Genomic DNA, 18,086 nt, shown 5'->3' with positions numbered 1-18,086 from the left:
TGAAATTGTGAGTAAACTCGAAATGCGCAGCATTCACGAACTCAAATAAAAAAATAAATAAAATTGTGAGTAAACCTCTGAACCTCTTCTCCTCTGCACCACTTTACCACTTCACATTACACCAATTTGCACTTGGCTCTCGGCTCTGTTTCCTTGGCTCTTTTTAAACGTCCATCTGCACCTTGCACCAATTTGCACTTGGCTCTTAGCTCTTTTTCCTTGGCTCTTTTTAAACGTCCATCTGCACCCTGCACCAATTTGCACTTGGCTCTTGGCTCTTTTTCCTTGGCTCTTTTTAACGTCCATCTGCACCCTGCACCAATTTGCACTTGGCTCTTGGCTCTTTTTCCTTGGCTCTTTTTAACGTCCATCTGCACCTTGCACCAATTTGCACTTGGCTCTTGGCTCTTTTTCCTTGGCTCTTTTTAAACACCCATATGCACCCACGAGATCACTATCTTCTTCGCTGAAAAGAACCCAATGCGATCATCAAAACAACCGCAACGAAAGGAAACCCCATAATCCTCGTTCGCATAATAAGCCCGTAGTTCGCGTATGCATACACATACATCACAGAGAAGAAGAGAAGGAATAAAGCGCAGAAAATGATCCTCTGATCTGCAATTACTTTCCTGAAATTTCTGATGGCAAAATACACCGCAAATGCAGAAATGAGAAGCAAGACCGTATTTTCGATACTGAGCACGGTGTAAAGCAGACCTGACTTTTCAAAAGGTAGCGGACGAAACCAGAAGGTGAAAATCTTGTGGGGGAGCCAGTACTGGTCCAAAGGAACATACGCCTCGGTATGTTTGAGCACTTTGATATGCGCACGGTAATAACGCTCGATATTATAAAAAAGCGGATAATTTCCGCGAAGTATTCCCTTTAAAATCCAGGCGACTCCCGACATTAGCAATAGCGCACCGATCGTCAAAAAAACCTTGTTCTTTACCCCTATTTTTGCAGTAAAGACCAAAGCGAAAACCAATGCAGCCAAAAAAACCGCACCAATATGTGGCCGGATTAAAACCAAAGCAATAAAAAACAAGAGAAATGCGGGCGTAAAAACCTTCTGTTCCAAAAACCGTTTCAATAGCAGTACCAATATCAAAAATACCGCACTCTCCTTTCCCGGAATCGAAGTCCAGAAATGGAGGTTGGGTAATAACAGCAGAATTCCCGCGACGATTTTCAAGCGGTCCTCTGCAAGATTCATCAGCAGTCGCCAAAGAATCCAAATCCCTACTCCACTTACAGCACTGAAAATGAGAAAACCGCTCCAAAATGGGAGATGCAGGTATTTGACCAATGGGAAAGTGAGGAGATTGATGAGATCGGTTCCGGGTTTCAGGAAGCTTGTCCAGCTGATTCCCGACAAATCCTTTCCCACGAACCAGTATTTGTAGGCGTCGCCATTTTTCAGCAGCAATACCCGCCACGCGACGTAGAAAAACGCAAAGTGGTAGCATATAAGCAGCACGGGAAAATATTGCTGAAACTTTTTCATTGCTGTGCAAATGTAGGGAATTTGGTTTGAGATTGCTTTCGGCGGTCGGCTTTCGGCAATTGGGATGGAGATTGAAATGCGTGAATTTCTGCGAGTGAAGTTGCTTCGGGTGGATTTGTGCGAGTGAATTCGCTCAAAAGTCGGACGATTTTGCAGAAGCAAGGTTCCTTTTTATTCTTTTACTTTTGCCTTGATGCAAAAGTAACAAAAGATCAAGACTGGATCTTTTTGCTAAAAAATTGAAGTTTCTTCGAAGAAAAATTAACTCCCGTTGGTCGTTGAACCATTTCATTAGGTTTCCAAAACTTGCGCGGAAGTAAGATTTGTCTTCGATAACGATTTTTGCCGCGCTTCGGACAGTGGAGGTTTTTATGCAGAAGCAGTAGAAAATTCCGTCCGGAAGAAACTTCAATTTTTCTTCACGCAAAAATCTCCGAGGTCGAAAGATTATCAGAAGAAATATTCGTGCATTTGTGGCAAATTATTCTGCGTGAAGCGGATGTTGGAGTGTTTTCTAACCGTGCCACTACGAGTGGTTGAGGGGCTTCCAGCACGACAAACGCTATCTTTAGAGTGATGTGCAAGCTTGGAGAGACGGAAGTCCGAAGTCCGAAGAAAAACGGGGTGTGTTGGAAGGTTCGTGAATTTAAGGTTTGAGGTTTGAGGTTTCTGCGAGTGAACTTAACCAACTTGAGATTTTCTTTTCGTATTTCGCATTTCGTACTTTGAACAGATCCTTCACTCCGCTGCGCTGCGTTCTGGATGACAGGAGCGCATGAGTTGGGGGTTGGTGAGCGGGTGAGTTTTGCAACCGTGCCGCTGCGCGGGGTTGAGGTGCTTACAGCACGACAAACGCTATCTTGAAAATGACGAAAAAGCTGTACTCAGCGTTTTGTCACTCCGAAGGTTGCTCACCGAGGCAAAGCCGCAGCGGTGCTGTTGCGCCCTGCACCTTGCAACAATTTGCACCCATTTGCAACCTGCAACAATTTGCATCTATTCCTCTTTCTTCTTTTTCAGTGCAGAAAGTTGTTTTTGGTAGAGTTGAAACTCGCGGATTCTTTGCTGTTCGTAGGAAAAGACCCACATCAGGTAAATAAGCAGACCGGGAAGAAACATATTCCTCATTCGGATCATGATCCCGACATTTCCTAAGGATTGTGAAAAAGCGAGGGTACCCACGATCAGGAAAAACACAAGCCCTTTAATAACGAAAGGGGCTGCTCTGAAGGCTTTAAGCGGCTGCGTACGCATCGCTTTAATGAAAACGATTACCAGCAAAAGATTTTCTATTGAAGCTACAAGTCCGTTAATATTTCTTGCATCAAAAAAGAAAGGCCTGAACCAGAAAGTGAGTACTTTCAGAGGAAAAGGATAAGATGAAATATCAATTGCGGAACCCGTATGCGAACGAGAAAGCACGTCTGCTTTTTTTGCTGCAAAACTGTCAAAACTTTCCACGGAGGCCTCCTCGATTTTTGCAAACTCCATTACGGAGGGCAGGATGGCAATGCCGATTCCGATCAGGACGGCAGAAAATGCAAACCGCTGAAAGGCGGAAACTTTACCCCCCATGATATACGCCAAACCAAAACCCACCACGAGGAAAAGCACGATATGAGGACGGATGGAAAGTGCCAGTAAAATACTGATGATCAAAAGAGGCATCCTTACAAGCGGCTTCATCACGCCATAAGCGAACATCGCGATGCACAGAAAAAGAATCGTATCTTTTCCGACCCCTGCACTCCAGAAATGCAGGTTGGGCAGAAAGAAAATGACAGGAAATAACACATAACCAGAAATAATTTTATTGTAGGGAACAGTACGGATGGCCACCACAAAAAACAAAACCATCCCCAATGCTCCCAGCATGCTGAAAAACATGGTGTTGGCAAAAAAACCCATATTGAGAACTCCTGCAGGAAAATAGTTGAGTGCCTGAGTGAAAAGCGTTCCTTCTCCTTCTCTGATTGCCACCCAAAAAGTGTCGCCTGTCATACTTTTTCCGGCACGCCAATACCCCCATGCATCTCCACCGCCGTTTCGGGTCTGAAAGTAGTATGCGACCCCCAGCAAAAAATGAAACAACACCAGTTTTTTAGCAATATCCAAAAACTGCTGCTCTTTTTGATTAAGCAACATCCCAGGGAACTGCAGCGTAACAGCAATAATGACGAGCAAGTATATCAGGTCAAGGATCATGTAAACAAATGTAGAGAAATCAGTTTAAAAGCACGTTAATATTATTTTTATAAGTCAGAATCTCTAAAACATAACGGTTTACTCCTTCGAATTTTCTTTCCAATTCTTCACGATTAGTGATGGCTAAAGACATTTGTTCAGCAAGGGAATTAATATCCGATGGCTTAAACAATAGGGAAAGTTCCTTATCCTGATTAATTTCTTGTACGCTCTTAAAACTTCCGTTGATCACCAATTTTCCTGAAGCAAGTGCATCGAGGTATTTCACGTGAACGATCAGTTCCGAATAATTATTTTGGCGGTCTGGACAAACAATTACATCTGCAACTTCCTGGTACGAACTCAACTCGTGATACGGTTTTCTGCCCACAAGAAAACAGCGGTCCCCAATTTTTTCATCTTTGACAATCTTTTCACATTCGGCATACGATGGACCATCACCGATCACAATAAGTTTCGCTGAAGAAAACCTTTTCTTAACCTTTGCAAAAGCTTTGATTAAATCGGGAACACCACCCGTTTCTTTAAACGCACCGGCAAAAAGAAATATAAAGTCATTTTCATTTAAGTCCAGATTCTTTCTAATTTCTGCAACAAGCTTTTCATCAGAAGCCGAAACATTGGCATCATTTAAGAGATAAGGAAGATGGTAATTTTTCTTTGTATGAAAGGAACGGTACTTTCTGTCATAATAGCTGTACATCGCTTTGCTTGCATAAATAATTCCTGAAGCTTCATCAAAGACTTTGCGGTCTAATCTTTCGGCAATAAATTTTCTAAGCATGAATCCCAATTTGGTTTTCAGATTCTTTGCCTGCTTTGCCTGGAAATCAAATTCAAATCCCGCAACTCCATGAATGTCGTTGATGTAAGAGGGAATGACCTTGTTTTTTTTCAACCAGTAACCCACAGAATTATCAAGGTATTCACAAAAGATAAATTTGCTTTCCGGACTTAGTGTGCTGAAAATTTCTGAAAGCCGCGACAGCAAAGGCTTATATTTCCTGTTTACCGTTTGATAATTTGTGACGCCGAGTAGAAACTGGATTTTCCTTTTATCTTCTCTTGAAATGGGAAAATTTATGGGAATATGTTTCACTCGGGAGTCAACCTTTGACCGATCCTGAATATTTGAAATCAGCGTAATTGCCACCTCTTTCTTGGCAAGTTCATTCAGAATGCCGAGAATCCGAATCGTACCACCTCCCTCTTTGGTAAAATCGTTGAGCGTAAAAAAAACAAATTCCTTCATCCGCTATTATTTGTATAACCCTTTCTCCTTCATTTCCTGAATAGATTTTGCATACCGGTCTTCTTCCACTTTCTGTGTTTTCACCCAATTGCCAAATTTTGCAATTCCCTCTTCAAACATCACTTCAGGAGTAAATTGAAAATCATTCTGAAGTTGGGTTAAATCTGCAATATTATGACGGATATCTCCAATTCTGAAATTTCCAGAAATGTTAATTTCCACTTCGCTTCCGTAAATCTTTCGGAGATTCTCTGCGACCTGTAATACCGTAGTTTGCTTTCCGGTTCCAACATTATAGCTTTTTCCCGAAGCATTCTCATTGTCAAGAGCCATTGCGGTGACTTTTACGATGTCGTCAATGAAGACAAAATCTCTGCTCTCATTTCCGTCCTCAAAAATATTGATGTTGTTCCCATTCAAAATCTGGGTAGAAAAGATGGAGAGGATTCCGGTATATGGATTCTTAAGCGACTGACCCGGCCCGTAAACATTCTGATACCTTAAGCCGACTGCGTCAATTCCAAGTGAACCACAAACATTCAGAACTGTTTGTTCCTGAAACTGTTTGGTGATCCCGTACACCGATGATGGGTGAATTTTAGAATCCTCGGTTGTTGGCAACAGTTTGAGTTCTGAATTACAAACCGGACATTTCGGTTCAAACTCACCTTTTGCCATATCGCTTTCTTTTCTGCTTTCGGGATAAACAATGCCGTGTTCTGTACAATGATATTTTCCTTCCCCGTAAATTGCTCTCGAGGAAGCGACAATTACACGGTCGATCTCATGCTCTTCGTTGGCCAAATAATTGAGCAGAATTCCTGTACCGCTGCAGTTCACGTCGATATACTTCTGAATATCATACATGCTTTGTCCGGTACCGGTTTCAGCAGCAAGATGAACCACTTTATGGACTCCTTTTAAAGCTTGCTTCCAGTCATCGGAATTGCGTACATCACCTTTAATAAAAGTGACCTTACTTTTGATGCTCTGATACAGTGGAGATTCATCAGGATTCCCATGAATCTGTGACGATAGATTATCCAGAACCACGACTTCCTTTCCCTGCTCCAAAAGATGAAGGGCAAGATTAGAGCCGATAAATCCGGCACCACCGGTAATCAGTATTTTTTCTGTATTCATATTAATTTTTTCAATGCACTAATATACGATTCCGCCGCCGCTTCCAACGAAAAAAATTCCTTTGCACGGACGTGGCAATTTTCGCGATTAAAGGATTGAGACTGCCCGATAAAGTTTAGGATTTTTTGCCCTTGGTTTTCAATGCACACGTCGTGGTCGAAAAGGTAGCTCTCCGGAAAGTTTTTAAGAATCGATTCGCTGTCGCCGATTCCTTTGCTGGCAATTACGGGAAGTCCGCACAGCAGATATTCGCCCAACTTGATCGGTGCAACTCCCTGCATGCTGAAAGTGGGTTTTCTGATGGCGAATGCCAAATCTGCAGCATTTAAATAGCGGGGAACTTCATTTGCTGGAACTTTGCGGATGATGGTTTTGCCGCGAAGTTCTGTTGTAAGATAAGATTCCAATACTTCGGGAGAACCGGTGAGGATTAAAAATCTCGCCGGATGAAGTGCGCTGTATCGACCGAAAATTTCCAGCATTTCTGCAATGCCGTATTGAGGACCGAGAGAACCGGCATACACAAAAAGTTTCTCGTCTGCAATTCCCAATTCCTTTCGGGTTTGAATTCTTTGTATTTCGTTGGGTATAAAAACCGTTGCATCCTTCCCATTTTTTACGACGGAGAATTTCCCGCGGTACGATTCGCCAATATTTTGCAGATGTAATTCAATTGCTTTTTGCGAACGGGTAATCACTGCATCTGCATTTTTCAGCATTCGGGTTTCAATGGCTTTCATCCAGCGGTACTGGCGAGTGCGTCGGCTTAATCCTGCAAAATCTACTCTTTCTTCAATGGGCAGTCCATCTGCATCGAAGATGATGCTGAAATTTTGGTTTTTGATTTTATTCACCATAAAAGCAGGAAACGTACTGCGTGGCATCACCACATCGATGTTATTTCTGCGGATATATTTTTCTATTTTTTTGGTTGAAGTAAACAGTGTGAACAAACTTCCAAGCGAAGCCACCGGTTTTTTCATAATTGGAACCGACGTGTATTGAATCCCGAATTCTTCAGCAACTTTTTTTATCGCGGCGATTTTCTGCGGATCTGCCCAAGTAAACTGCATCACGTGGAAACGGATATTTTCCCTTTTGGAAACCTCTTGAAAAATCGGCATAAACAATCCTTCCATATAGGAAGTTTGGGGACCGTCCCAGGTGATGAAGAGGAGGTTTTTCATTGTTTTATTTGTGTTTTTAATTTCCCATTAAAAAAGTTCTTAAATCGGTTAGTTTTACGCCTTCAAAAGTGTTTCCTGAAAACTTGTCCATTGTGATGAGTAGTTTCGGATAATTGTCTTTTATTTTCAATAAATTCCCGAATTCCCTTTCGATGGTTTTCTCTTCGTTGAGCGTCAAAGTGGCTTGAATATACATTTTTTCACCGTTTTTTTCGGCAATAAAATCAATTTCGCTGTCTGCAATAATCCCCACTTGTACTTTATAATTTTCCGTAAGCAAATGGTTATAAACTGCATTTTCGAGAATTTTCCCTCGATCTTCCGCACGAAATCCCCAAAGTGCATTTCGAATACCGAGATTCTCAAAATAATATTTTTCGCCAATTTCAAACAACCGTTTCCCTACAATATCATAACGGTTTACCCGATGAATTAAAAAGGCATTGGTAAGATGCTGAATGTAGGTTTGAACTTGGTTTGGAGCCATTTTTATTTTTTGGGATTTCAAGAAATCACTGATTTTTTTTGCAGAAAAAAGACTTCCGGTGTTGGAAGCGAGAAACAAAATCAACTGTTCCAAAAACACGGTATTGCGCACCGAAAACCGATTGATGATGTCCCGAAACAAAATCGTGGAATATACATTTTCAAGGTATTCAAATACAACCGCTTCTTCCAAAGGAAGATGAATAAGATAAGGCAATCCACCTAATTTCAGATATTTTTCCAGCACATCATCGGAATCCTCCAACTGATGAAAATCCAAAAATTCGGTATAAGACAAACTATAAACAGGAATTTCAATGTATCTGCCGCTCAAATGTCCAGCGATATCCGAGGAAAGAAGATTCGCATTGCTTCCGGTGCAATACAAATCTAAATTTTTGTCGAGCAAAAGGGAGCGAAGCGCTGCTTCAAAATTTTCTATATCTTGAATTTCGTCAATGAAAACATAGGTTTTTTGTTCTGCGGATTTATTTTGCAAAACATACCCGTTCAAATCATCGGCATTTCGAAGATGTGCAAAAGCCAAATCTTCTTTGTTGATGTAAATGATTTTAGCTTCGGAATCCTTTTTTTTAATTTCTTCTATAATCTGGAAAAGCAAATAACTTTTCCCGACACGCCGCTGTCCGGTAAAAACCTTAATGAGATTTTTCCCGATAAATGGCTCAATGCGCTTCAGATACTTAGGACGAGGAATTGCGGAATCCATTTTTCGTGATATAAAAACTATAATCGTATTTTAATTATTCAGCAAATATATAAATATTATAATTACAGTTAAAACTTTTCCACTTATTTTTAAAGTTATCGTTTTGATTTTAATTTTAAGGATAATGCCTGAAGTAACAATATAAACAGATTCTCGGAATTTTTTCGATTATGCATCTTAAATTTTTACATATATTCTGGTTTTGCGAACGGAGTTTTGCTATTTCATGAAAATCGGCATAAACAATCCTTCCCTATACGAAGTTTGCGGACCATCCCAAGTGATGAAAAGGATTTTATGCTTTTTCATTATATTCTTCTTTGGTTGCTGAACTTTTCACAGTCGTATATTTATGCTTTATGCGCAAAAATCTTTTTTCAAAATATTCATAAGACACATACGAAACAGCAATAATTACAGCCGTGTTTATCATAAATACTAAAATTACCAAAAGCACGGTATTCATTTTAATGTCTAAAAAGTAGTTCTGATAAATTAAAGAAACTAAATAAATCAACAAAGGATTCCAAACATATAAGCCATAAGAAATTTTTCCCAAAAAGTTTAAAATTCTGTTTTCTAAAGAAAATAATTTTTTGGAATTAGTAATTTGATTGATAATAATTAACAAAGTAAAGGCAGATGCTATCTCGTGATTTATGGGTGATGCTATGTGAAATTTATTGAATAAAACTAATACAAAAAACAACACAGCAAGAATCTCAAAAACTTTCCTATTTAATAAGTCCGTTATCCATTCTTTTTTATGAAAATATAAATAAGCACCCAATGCCCCGATCACCATACAGCCAAATCGGGTATAATTTACAAATACCAAAATAGATTTAGGCGCATCAATAAAATGAAGCAGAATTTTTAATGCCACATACGTCACCGGAAAAATCAAAAGAAATGGCAGTAAATATTTCGTTTTCCGTACGATCCATGGCCAGAACGCATAGAATTGTTCTTCCACACCCAACGACCAATAATGTCCTACCAGAAAATTATGGCCCGGAATTTTTGAAACCAAACCTGAAAAATATTGGGCGATAGAATTTCTGAAATTCGGAATCATAAAAATGTAGAGCAGGATAGGCCATCTCAATTGGTCAAATCCGATGATCGCCATAGTCAGTACCAAATACAGAAAATACAAGGGCCAGATCCGCAAAATCCTCCTGATGTAAAACTTCTTCACATCGATGAATTGTTTTTCTTTTAATTCTGCGAGTAACAAATACGTGATCAAAAATCCACTCAATGTGAAAAAAACCGTTACGGCATAGTCAGCTGCCACGATCAGTGGGCCTTTTTCTAGATTAAAATTGGGCAAACGATTGTTGATATGGGAAATCACCACGACCAAAGCCGCGATGGCTCTGATCCCGTTTAAACCTGAGAAGTAGATGGGTTTAGTTTTTTGCATAAATCGGTTAAATTATTTATTTTATTTGCTATAACTACTCTTGCTTTTTACAACGGCAAATTTGTCTTTCCATTTTAGAAATTTGCTTTCAAAATAAAAATAGGACAAATGAGATACCAGTATGACAACTAAAATGGTAACTGAATAGATCAGAATTAGATTTACGAATAAACTGGATGTTAATAAATCTTTCAGAACAAATGAAATCAAAAAAATAATCAGGGGATTATATATATAAAGTCCGTAAGAAATTTTTCCCAGGTAATCAAAAACCTTATTTTCTAAACTGATTAATTTTTTCTGATTATTTACTTGGTTAATGATGATTACTAATGTAGCCAGCGTTGCAATTTCATGATCCACAATTGAAAACAAGTGAAATTGATTAATCGAGATTAATAAAAACACAAACCAAGCACAGAGTTCAACTATTCTGTTCTGGAAGATTGATAAAAAACTCTTGTTTCCTTTTACTAATAAAAATGCCGCAATTCCTCCCATTCCTAAACATCCAAATCGGGTATAATGAAATAATACAACAATGAACTTAGGTGCATTTAATACTGTTAGTAAAACTTTAATTAAAAAAAAGAAAACTGCAAATCCAACTAATATCCGAAACAAACGCTTAGATTTCTTTATAAACCAAGGCCAAAATCCATAAAACTGTTCCTCAACACCTACTGACCAATAATGTGCAAGATGTGGCAAAGTGGCTGGAAAAACAGATGCTGCCTCCAATGCAAAAGGAACATTTGGAAGCATGAATAAATACATCCATGAATAAGAATTGATTGAGAATCCTAATACGACTAAAGTGACAATCAAATAAAAATAGTATAACGGCCAAATTCTTAAAAGTCTTCTAAAATAAAACTTTCGTATGGCAATTGTTCCCATCTTCTCCTTTTCCTTTAATAATAGATAAGTAATTAAAAAACCACTCAAAGCAAAAAACATTGTAACCCCAAAATTGGCTAAGGAATATCCGCCAAAATTTGGAATATCATATAATTTTAAATTTAATCCTATATGAGATACAATTACCGACATGGCCGCAATGGCTCTGATACCATTTAGGCCGGGAAGATATATAGATTTATTTTTCTGCATAAATCGTCATTAAGTTTTGGATATGTTTTTCTAATGAAAAGTTCTGGACGACTGTTGCGTTTCCTTTTTTTCCAATTTCCAATCTTTCCGTTTTTGTCAGGTTCATGATGTTTATTATTTTATCATACAATGCATTTTCATCATTTACGGAAACCAAAAACCCATTTTTACCATCTTTTATCATCTCAGATGCAGCGCCTACCTCAGTACTTAAAGATGGTGTTTTACTGTACATGGCTTCAACCAAGGAATTGGAAAAACCTTCCGAAAAGGAATTTAAGACATACAAATCTGAATTGAGAAGATAAGGATAAGGATCATGGATGAATCCTACAAAGTCCACATAATCCTCCAGATGTAGAGATTTTACTTTTGCCTTTAAATTGCTCTCGGAAGTTCCCGTTCCGGCAATGGTCAAATGAATGTCTTTAGTTCCCTTAACCAATTTTGCTAAAACATTTAGAACTCCATCAATATTTTTTACAGGCTCTAAACGGGATATCATTACTAATTTAAATACTCCTGAACTTCCTGATTCTTTTTCATAAGATGGGAGTGGCTGAAAAATGCCAAAATTATGAATAACCTTTGCTTTCGACGGATAAACACCATAATTCTGAATTAAATTTTGAGTGACGATTTTGGATTCTCCTACTACCCAATCCGCATATTTAAAAATATATTGAAATATCTTTCTAGCTTTGTTGGAATGAGTGGGTATTCCAATTTCTTCCACAACAATATTCTTAATGCCTGCCATTTTCCCTGCAATAAAGCCAAAAAAATTTGCTTCTGCACCAGAGGAGTGAACTACATCGGGCTTTTCACTTTTTAAAAACTTATATAATTCCCTAAGAGTCCTGACAGAAGGAATTCTATGATTTAAGCCCAATGTGATTACTTTCTTACCATTTGAAAGGATTTTTTTTTCTGCTACACCTCCTTTTCCAATTGCAACAAATACCCATTCATTTTCATCATCTGTATACGTAGAAAGATTAACCATTTTGGATTCAATTCCACCAAAATCAAGGAAAGTAGAAAGGCGAATAATTTTCATACAATCTAATTCTTTGAAATAAACTGACTTTTCCACATTGCAATATTTTCCATCGGAATATTTATTTTAGTTTCAAATTCCGAGTTTATCATTCCTTCGAGATTGCTTTTTAAATCATTCCTTTCAATAACGTTTAAATTAAAATCTTTCTTCTTCTCAATAGCCCTGTTATCCACTCCAATTATAATAGTTCTTTTTTTATACTGCAAAGCTCTTATACCACCATGTAAACGGGTCCCTACATAGTCGCATTCACTGAATTCCAGAAAATCTGTATAGGCCTTTAAGGTTGGTGCTATTATTTTTATCCGGTTAGCATCTTTGACTAATTCATTTAAATAAATTAAATCTTTTCTGCTTTGAACCCAATAAAAAACTTCTTCATAATTCGACAATAACGTATCAATTAAAAATCTATCATTTTGCGGATCTTTTGAATAATCAGTTAAAGTGAAAACAACTTTTTCTTGTTTTTTTTTGGGTATTTGCTGGCAATGGCCCGGGGTAAGTTGCCACATTGTAGGACATGCAGTATTTATCACATTTTGGAAACCTTCATCTTTCAGTTTTTTCTCTGTATAACTATCGCGTACTGAATGTAGATATTCCTCATTGAGCAAATTTTTTAAAAGTTTTCGTGTATAGAAGTTAGGCTTTTGCTGATAATTACGCCAACCAACACCCAATAAAATCATTTTGTTCTTAATGAAGAAACTCTGCAATATTTTTATCTTCCATTGCCTGTATCTATTCATCTCGGAAGACAAGATGTTTGAACCACCCACAATTCCAAATTCCGAATTACGAATAAGGGATAAACTGGATAAACCAATAATCTCGTGAGTGGGTATTTTCAAAAACATATCCTCATTAAATATATGATGTAATTCCCGATAAACAGAATCCATAATTATTTCATCACCTACATTCTGAGTCACGATAGATGTATCTAAAACAGCTATATTTTTCATTGGTTGATTTCTTTTTGTTTTATTAAGTCTATATACAATGCCTGAATTTTTTGTACATAATTTTCTTCGGTATATTCTCTTAACGCCTTAGATCGTCCTCTACTTCCCATTTTATTTCTTAAATCAGCATCTGCATATAAGACCTCTAATTTGCTCTTTATTTCCTCAGTGTTTTTGGGCTCAATTAAATATCCTGTTTCCTGATCTTCTACTATATATTTCATTCCTCCCACTCGCGTAGCAATTACAGGCAATTTGTTTAACATGGCTTCCGCTAATACCAAACCAAATGATTCATGTGCCGAAACCAAAGCAAAAACATCCATCATGCCGTAAAACAGACTAACATCCGATTGGTAACCCACAAAAATAACTTTATCTGAAATCCCTAATTTTTTGACTAATCTTTGGTAACCTTCTCTTTCCGGACCGTCTCCTACCAACAAAAGCTTGACATTCTCCTTTCCCTTTGAAAATTCAGCAAAAGCTTTTATCAAATCGGAATATCTTTTGTTGGAATCATTTAACATCCTTCCTGTCGAACCTATGACAAAATCATTTTCATTGATTCCCCACTTTTCTTTTGCTTCCTGGAGTTCTTCTCTCAAAACCAATCTGGGCAGTGCTACTCCGTTGTTGATTAAAACCACTTTTTTGTCGGATAAATTCAGTTTCCCTTTTAAATACTCTTCCGTCACAGCAGTAGAAACACCCACAACAATATCTGCCAATTTTGAAAACAACTTCATTAAAAGATTTCCTTTCCAGGTTCGGTTGACTGGGAATGAAGTTTCTTCAATAATGATAACAGGAACTTTTTTAATCCACCCATTAATTGCCGCCATGGTAACCCCTTCGAAAACTGCACCGTGGATAATGTTGGGCTGATAATCTTCAATTATTTTCTGGACTTTTTTATGTTGCTTCCAGTCAAAAGGAGATTTGAATTGACCAATCGTAATTACTTCTACACCTTCTTTATCAAGTCCTTCTAAAATGGGACCGCGAGCATCTGTGCAAACAAGTTTTTGTTCAAACAAGTTTTTATCCAAATATTTTGCCATCGAAAGTCGACGTCTTTCAACCCCACCATACGATACAGATTGTTGAATATGGAGGATTTTGTTTTTTTTTTTTTATCTTTTTTTAGCATTGATAATTTTATAGTTTAATTTGAGACATGTGTTTCTTTATGTTTGAATGGTACATTTTTATAATGTTTTGTAATGCTTCAACCTTTAAAAAGTAACTGCTTGCATAAAATAAAAAAAATCCAACAAAAAGATTCGCTAAAATTCTTAGAAGGTCACCGAAACTTGAATTTATGACAAACTCATTAAAAAAATATAGAATAACACCAACTGCAAATGTAAGGACTATTATTCCTGATATATCATATAATTGATTAAGGGCCGGATACTCAATCATTTTTCCGGAATAAAAAGAATTGATAAAATAACAAGTTACAGAATAAATAACCTGTCCCCACAGCAATCCATAAATTCCAAATGGAACAGATGAAACCAGGATTACAGCAAGAATTATTTTTTTTAGTGTTTCCAGCCTTAACACCAAATCGCTTCTCCCCTTAACCAATAAAATATTCAGATTATAGGAATGAAGGGGATACAAAATACCATTAATACACAAAATCTGAAAATAAGGAACTGCGGGCAGCCATTTTTCGGTAAACAGAAATCTGAACAGAGGTTCTGCAAGTATTCCCATAAAAATAAGTAATGGAGCAATGATATAGATTACCAGCTGAATTATTTCGCGGTATGCACTCCGCAACCTCTGGTTATCGTTTTTTATTTCTGCAAAAAGCGGAAAAGTAACTTTATTAAGTACAGTTCCTATATTGCTTACCGGAAACTGTTTAAGGGTATCCGCCCTGGTGTAAAATCCCAATTGTGCAGGGGAAAAAAGTTTACCGATTACCAGAGTATAAATATTATTGAAAACCGCATTCAGCACTCCAGCAATTGCCATTCTGTACCCAAATTTATAATGATATCTGAATTTTTTTCTGTCGAAAATTAGTTTAGGACGCCAGGATGAGCCAAACCACAAAATTAAAGACTGAACAGCAGCACCTACAATTGACATCCAAACAAGACTCATAACTCCAAATCCGGATTTTGCCATGCCAATACCAACGATTGCCGAAAATATAGTTGAAATAACCGAAGCTCTAGTTTCTCCTTTGAAATTCATTGTTTTCCGCAGTACACTAATCTGTATCACGGAAACTGAACTAATAATAAAAGTAAGAGCATAAAGCCTAGTGATACTTATAAGCTGCGGTTGATCAAAAAAATCTGCAATCAAAGGAGCAGTAATAAAAAGCATAATGTATAAAATAACACTTGCGACAAGATTGTAGAAAAAAACTGTAGAAAAATCCCGTTCATCCGGGGCATCCGCACGTATTAAAGAAGTACCAAGACCTGAAGTAATAAGTTCTGTCGCAACTGCCATAAAAATGGCGATCATTCCTATAAGACCAAACTCTTCGGGCAAGAGAGTTCTTGCAAGAAATATGGAAACAACAAAACGAATTCCTTGTGTACTGAACTGCTGTATCGCAGACCAAATAATGCCTGAAAAAGTTTTACTCCGTAATGACATTCTGATTATAGTGATCTGTAAAAGCGATCCCAAGTTTTAATTTTTTCTTTCCATCCGAATTGTCGGATTTCCTGTCGATGATTTTCATAAACAAGGGGCTTAAAGTTTGCTTTCGAAACTTTAGTCAGGACTTCAGCTAAGTGCTTCTTGCTTTTCATAATCCCTTCTTTAAAACATTTGTGCTTATAATAAGATCGAATTTTGCTTTCATTCGTTAAAACATTTGCTCCAGTAAAAACAAAAACACACTCCCTATTTTCATTCAAAAAATCCACCTGCTTCTGCAACTTCAAAGAATCTTTCCAATAGTCGTCACCTTCACAAAGGGCGATGTATTTTCCGGTTGCCTGTTCTAATGCCCATATGAAATTAGGCATCATGCCCTTATTGGCTGTGTTTGGTATATTTTATTTCAAAATTGCTGGGTGCCGGATTTTCTAAGAAATACTTCTTCACGACCTCATCGGTGGCATCTGGAGAGTTGTCGTTTGCGATAATAAATTCCACGGGTCCCGAATGCTGTTGCATCATCACTCCATCAAGGGTTTCTTTGATGTATTTCTCGTGACCATAAGTGATGGTTACTACACTAACTTTTGGTAAATTCTTATTCATACTTTTATGCCAACATAATTATTCTTTCTGTATTCTCTCTATTGATCTGTTTTCCCCAAAGTGCTGTTAAGATTTCCTGATTCTGTAAATGAGTTTCGGAATCCACTGTTTCATGTAACAATTGTCTATTGTCGAGTAACTGATCAAAAGAATATACCGCAAGACCATTCTTGATGAGATAATTATATACCACACTTTCCCTGAAGAAAAATAACCGAGCTCCCATGTAAATTAAAGAGATCACATTTCCCATTGCCTGTTGCCTAATATGTCCCATAAAAACATTACTACATTGGGAAAGTATATTATTATATTCGTCCACTGTCAGGAAATCCTCCAGTAATATGATATTTTTTACATTAATATCCCTTTTCAAAAGATAATTTTTCAAGCGATCTTTATATCCTTTCTCTCCATAACTTAACGGTATGAAGATTTTTTCATAAGAGAGATTCAGTTGGTCAATAATCTTGATAAGATCATAGTGATTATTGGTAGCAGTAGCACTATTCCCTAAAAGTACAGCATCCCCAAGTATTGGCAAATCGGATCTATAATGGTCTTCTAGATTACCATAATTCCATGCAACGTATTGAGGCTTAAAATTCTTATAATTTTTCTTAATTAGTGAAAAGTCTTCCTCTAATACTGGTGAAAAGTAATTTACTCTATTCAGTAAATTTACATTTTTGTTGTTTTTATACTTTTTCAGAATTTTGAGAAAAAAGTTGTCTTTTATTCCAAGTTGGGCTTTTGTTAATTCCTTATATATTGAGAAATTATTAATCGTATTGATCAACCAATAGTAATCTCCACCCCATCCAATCCATAAAATTTTTGTTTTAATTCTTTGGTTTTTAAGCAAATCAAAATATCTTACATCCATGAAGTGAATAATAATTAAATCATAAGAATTTAAGATTACCTCTGTTTCTGGATGGTTAAAATAATTTTCATCTGCTATAGAACACTTAAAACGAATGTGTTTCAATTGAGAATTATTACTGAAAATAGTAAAATCCGAATGAGCTAATGATTCAAACTGCTTGAATTCATCATAAGCTTTATCGATAAACTTTTCATCATTGGCAAAATGAATAATTCTTTTCATTCTATGGCTTTATCAATTCTTTCTTAATCACCGCAGGGATTCCGGCGACCATCACTTTTTCAGGCACATTATTCCTCACTACTGATCCTGCAGCAATGACCGAATTGCTACCAATAACCACATCAGGAAAAATTACGGAGCCTGCTCCTATACTCACAAAACTGCCGATATGAACTCTTCCCAAGATGTTCACCGATGGAGAGAGTTCACAAAACTCTCCAATTTTTACATCATGCGTAATCACTGAATTATAATAAATCATGGTGCCCTTTCCTATTTCTACCTCATTAGAAATTTTTGCTCCTGAAAGGATATTACATCCTGAACTGATGTTAATTCCAAAACTTCCTATTTCAGCATTTTTGCTGATGGCACTGCTCAGCGCGCCACCTATATTTTCAAATTGGTCACAAAGTTTTTTGCGCAAAAGAGGATTCCCAATACCTAAAATAAATTGATTTGAGGTTTGATTAAAATAGGTTTTTGCTTGTTCCATCGTTCTTAAAACAGGAAACTCCCAGAATAATTTCTCAGGTACATCGTCACTCACATCATCATAAAAACAAAGATCTTCGGTTTGTCCGTTTTGATGAAGAATCTCAAGCACTTCTTTTGCGAAACCTTTCGCACCAATGATCAGCAT

At 37.2% G+C, this 18,086-nt stretch carries 17 protein-coding genes; all 17 read right to left on the bottom strand.

The window, feature by feature from the left end:
- Nucleotides 1-116: 116 nt before the first annotated feature.
- The 17 genes from MTP09_RS02515 to MTP09_RS02440 all read right to left on the bottom strand — a co-directional run bounded on the left by MTP09_RS02515 (nucleotide 117) and on the right by MTP09_RS02440 (nucleotide 18,086).
- Nucleotides 117-377 (bottom strand): hypothetical protein, encoded by a 261-nt coding sequence (locus MTP09_RS02515; RefSeq protein WP_243550344.1) that lies wholly within the window; start codon nucleotides 375-377, stop codon nucleotides 117-119.
- Between the two features lie 77 nt (nucleotides 378-454).
- Entirely contained in the window at nucleotides 455-1,510 is a 1,056-nt protein-coding gene (locus MTP09_RS02510) for a hypothetical protein (protein ID WP_243550342.1), read from the bottom strand.
- 996 nt (nucleotides 1,511-2,506) lie between these two features.
- Nucleotides 2,507-3,715: a hypothetical protein gene (locus tag MTP09_RS02505; protein WP_243550340.1), complete on the bottom strand. Its 1,209-nt coding sequence runs from the start codon at nucleotides 3,713-3,715 to the stop codon at nucleotides 2,507-2,509.
- Nucleotides 3,716-3,734: 19 nt separating this feature from the next.
- Nucleotides 3,735-4,967: a glycosyltransferase family 4 protein gene (locus MTP09_RS02500; RefSeq protein ID WP_243550338.1), complete on the bottom strand. Its 1,233-nt coding sequence runs from the start codon at nucleotides 4,965-4,967 to the stop codon at nucleotides 3,735-3,737.
- Nucleotides 4,968-4,973: 6 nt separating this feature from the next.
- Nucleotides 4,974-6,110 carry an SDR family NAD(P)-dependent oxidoreductase gene (locus tag MTP09_RS02495; RefSeq protein ID WP_243550337.1) on the bottom strand — a complete coding sequence of 379 codons (1,137 nt, stop codon included), beginning with the start codon at nucleotides 6,108-6,110 and terminating at the stop codon, nucleotides 4,974-4,976.
- Nucleotides 6,107-7,297: a glycosyltransferase gene (locus MTP09_RS02490; RefSeq protein WP_243550335.1), complete on the bottom strand. Its 1,191-nt coding sequence runs from the start codon at nucleotides 7,295-7,297 to the stop codon at nucleotides 6,107-6,109. The genes MTP09_RS02495 and MTP09_RS02490 overlap by 4 nt, the downstream gene beginning before the upstream one ends.
- 16 nt (nucleotides 7,298-7,313) lie before the next feature.
- Nucleotides 7,314-8,513: an ATP-binding protein gene (locus MTP09_RS02485; protein ID WP_243550333.1), complete on the bottom strand. Its 1,200-nt coding sequence runs from the start codon at nucleotides 8,511-8,513 to the stop codon at nucleotides 7,314-7,316.
- 295 nt (nucleotides 8,514-8,808) lie between these two features.
- Nucleotides 8,809-9,873: an acyltransferase family protein gene (locus MTP09_RS02480; RefSeq protein WP_243550331.1), complete on the bottom strand. Its 1,065-nt coding sequence runs from the start codon at nucleotides 9,871-9,873 to the stop codon at nucleotides 8,809-8,811.
- 90 nt (nucleotides 9,874-9,963) lie between these two features.
- Entirely contained in the window at nucleotides 9,964-11,055 is a 1,092-nt protein-coding gene (locus MTP09_RS02475) for an acyltransferase family protein (protein ID WP_243550329.1), read from the bottom strand.
- Nucleotides 11,042-12,151, bottom strand: a complete 1,110-nt coding sequence (locus tag MTP09_RS02470) for a glycosyltransferase (protein WP_243550327.1) — start codon at nucleotides 12,149-12,151, stop codon at nucleotides 11,042-11,044. Before MTP09_RS02470 ends, MTP09_RS02475 begins: the two co-directional genes overlap by 14 nt.
- Nucleotides 12,121-13,086 carry a polysaccharide pyruvyl transferase family protein gene (locus MTP09_RS02465; protein ID WP_243550325.1) on the bottom strand — a complete coding sequence of 322 codons (966 nt, stop codon included), beginning with the start codon at nucleotides 13,084-13,086 and terminating at the stop codon, nucleotides 12,121-12,123. The genes MTP09_RS02470 and MTP09_RS02465 overlap by 31 nt, the downstream gene beginning before the upstream one ends.
- Entirely contained in the window at nucleotides 13,083-14,150 is a 1,068-nt protein-coding gene (locus MTP09_RS02460) for a glycosyltransferase (protein ID WP_243550323.1), read from the bottom strand. The genes MTP09_RS02465 and MTP09_RS02460 overlap by 4 nt, the downstream gene beginning before the upstream one ends.
- 97 nt (nucleotides 14,151-14,247) lie before the next feature.
- Nucleotides 14,248-15,717 carry a lipopolysaccharide biosynthesis protein gene (locus tag MTP09_RS02455; protein ID WP_243550321.1) on the bottom strand — a complete coding sequence of 490 codons (1,470 nt, stop codon included), beginning with the start codon at nucleotides 15,715-15,717 and terminating at the stop codon, nucleotides 14,248-14,250.
- 5 nt (nucleotides 15,718-15,722) lie between these two features.
- Complete coding sequence (locus MTP09_RS02450; protein ID WP_396022239.1) at nucleotides 15,723-16,097, bottom strand: glycosyltransferase; 375 nt, start codon at nucleotides 16,095-16,097, stop codon at nucleotides 15,723-15,725.
- Between the two features lie 4 nt (nucleotides 16,098-16,101).
- Nucleotides 16,102-16,332, bottom strand: a complete 231-nt coding sequence (locus tag MTP09_RS14500; RefSeq protein ID WP_396022238.1) for a glycosyltransferase family 2 protein — start codon at nucleotides 16,330-16,332, stop codon at nucleotides 16,102-16,104.
- 4 nt (nucleotides 16,333-16,336) lie between these two features.
- Nucleotides 16,337-17,443: a TDP-N-acetylfucosamine:lipid II N-acetylfucosaminyltransferase gene (locus tag MTP09_RS02445; protein ID WP_243550319.1), complete on the bottom strand. Its 1,107-nt coding sequence runs from the start codon at nucleotides 17,441-17,443 to the stop codon at nucleotides 16,337-16,339.
- A gap of 1 nt (nucleotide 17,444) precedes the next feature.
- Nucleotides 17,445-18,086, bottom strand: coding sequence for an acetyltransferase (locus MTP09_RS02440; RefSeq protein ID WP_243550317.1), 642 nt, complete (start codon nucleotides 18,084-18,086; stop codon nucleotides 17,445-17,447).

Source organism: Chryseobacterium suipulveris (assembly GCF_022811685.1).
GTDB lineage: Bacteria > Bacteroidota > Bacteroidia > Flavobacteriales > Weeksellaceae > Kaistella > Kaistella suipulveris.
The sequence above is the reverse complement of the archived record's forward strand: the minus strand, read 5'-3'. Positions and strand labels throughout refer to the sequence as shown.

Coding starts and splice junctions, on each gene's coding strand:
- MTP09_RS02510 (WP_243550342.1), bottom strand. CDS start 1,510: ATGAAAAAGTTTCAGCAATATTTTCCCGTGCTGCTTATATGCTACCAC.
- MTP09_RS02505 (WP_243550340.1), bottom strand. CDS start 3,715: ATGATCCTTGACCTGATATACTTGCTCGTCATTATTGCTGTTACGCTG.
- MTP09_RS02500 (WP_243550338.1), bottom strand. CDS start 4,967: ATGAAGGAATTTGTTTTTTTTACGCTCAACGATTTTACCAAAGAGGGA.
- MTP09_RS02495 (WP_243550337.1), bottom strand. CDS start 6,110: ATGAATACAGAAAAAATACTGATTACCGGTGGTGCCGGATTTATCGGC.
- MTP09_RS02490 (WP_243550335.1), bottom strand. CDS start 7,297: ATGAAAAACCTCCTCTTCATCACCTGGGACGGTCCCCAAACTTCCTAT.
- MTP09_RS02485 (WP_243550333.1), bottom strand. CDS start 8,513: ATGGATTCCGCAATTCCTCGTCCTAAGTATCTGAAGCGCATTGAGCCA.
- MTP09_RS02475 (WP_243550329.1), bottom strand. CDS start 11,055: ATGCAGAAAAATAAATCTATATATCTTCCCGGCCTAAATGGTATCAGA.
- MTP09_RS02465 (WP_243550325.1), bottom strand. CDS start 13,086: ATGAAAAATATAGCTGTTTTAGATACATCTATCGTGACTCAGAATGTA.
- MTP09_RS02460 (WP_243550323.1), bottom strand. CDS start 14,150: ATGGCAAAATATTTGGATAAAAACTTGTTTGAACAAAAACTTGTTTGC.
- MTP09_RS02455 (WP_243550321.1), bottom strand. CDS start 15,717: ATGTCATTACGGAGTAAAACTTTTTCAGGCATTATTTGGTCTGCGATA.
- MTP09_RS02450 (WP_396022239.1), bottom strand. CDS start 16,097: ATGATGCCTAATTTCATATGGGCATTAGAACAGGCAACCGGAAAATAC.
- MTP09_RS14500 (WP_396022238.1), bottom strand. CDS start 16,332: ATGAATAAGAATTTACCAAAAGTTAGTGTAGTAACCATCACTTATGGT.
- MTP09_RS02445 (WP_243550319.1), bottom strand. CDS start 17,443: ATGAAAAGAATTATTCATTTTGCCAATGATGAAAAGTTTATCGATAAA.
- MTP09_RS02440 (WP_243550317.1), bottom strand. CDS start 18,086: ATGCTGATCATTGGTGCGAAAGGTTTCGCAAAAGAAGTGCTTGAGATT.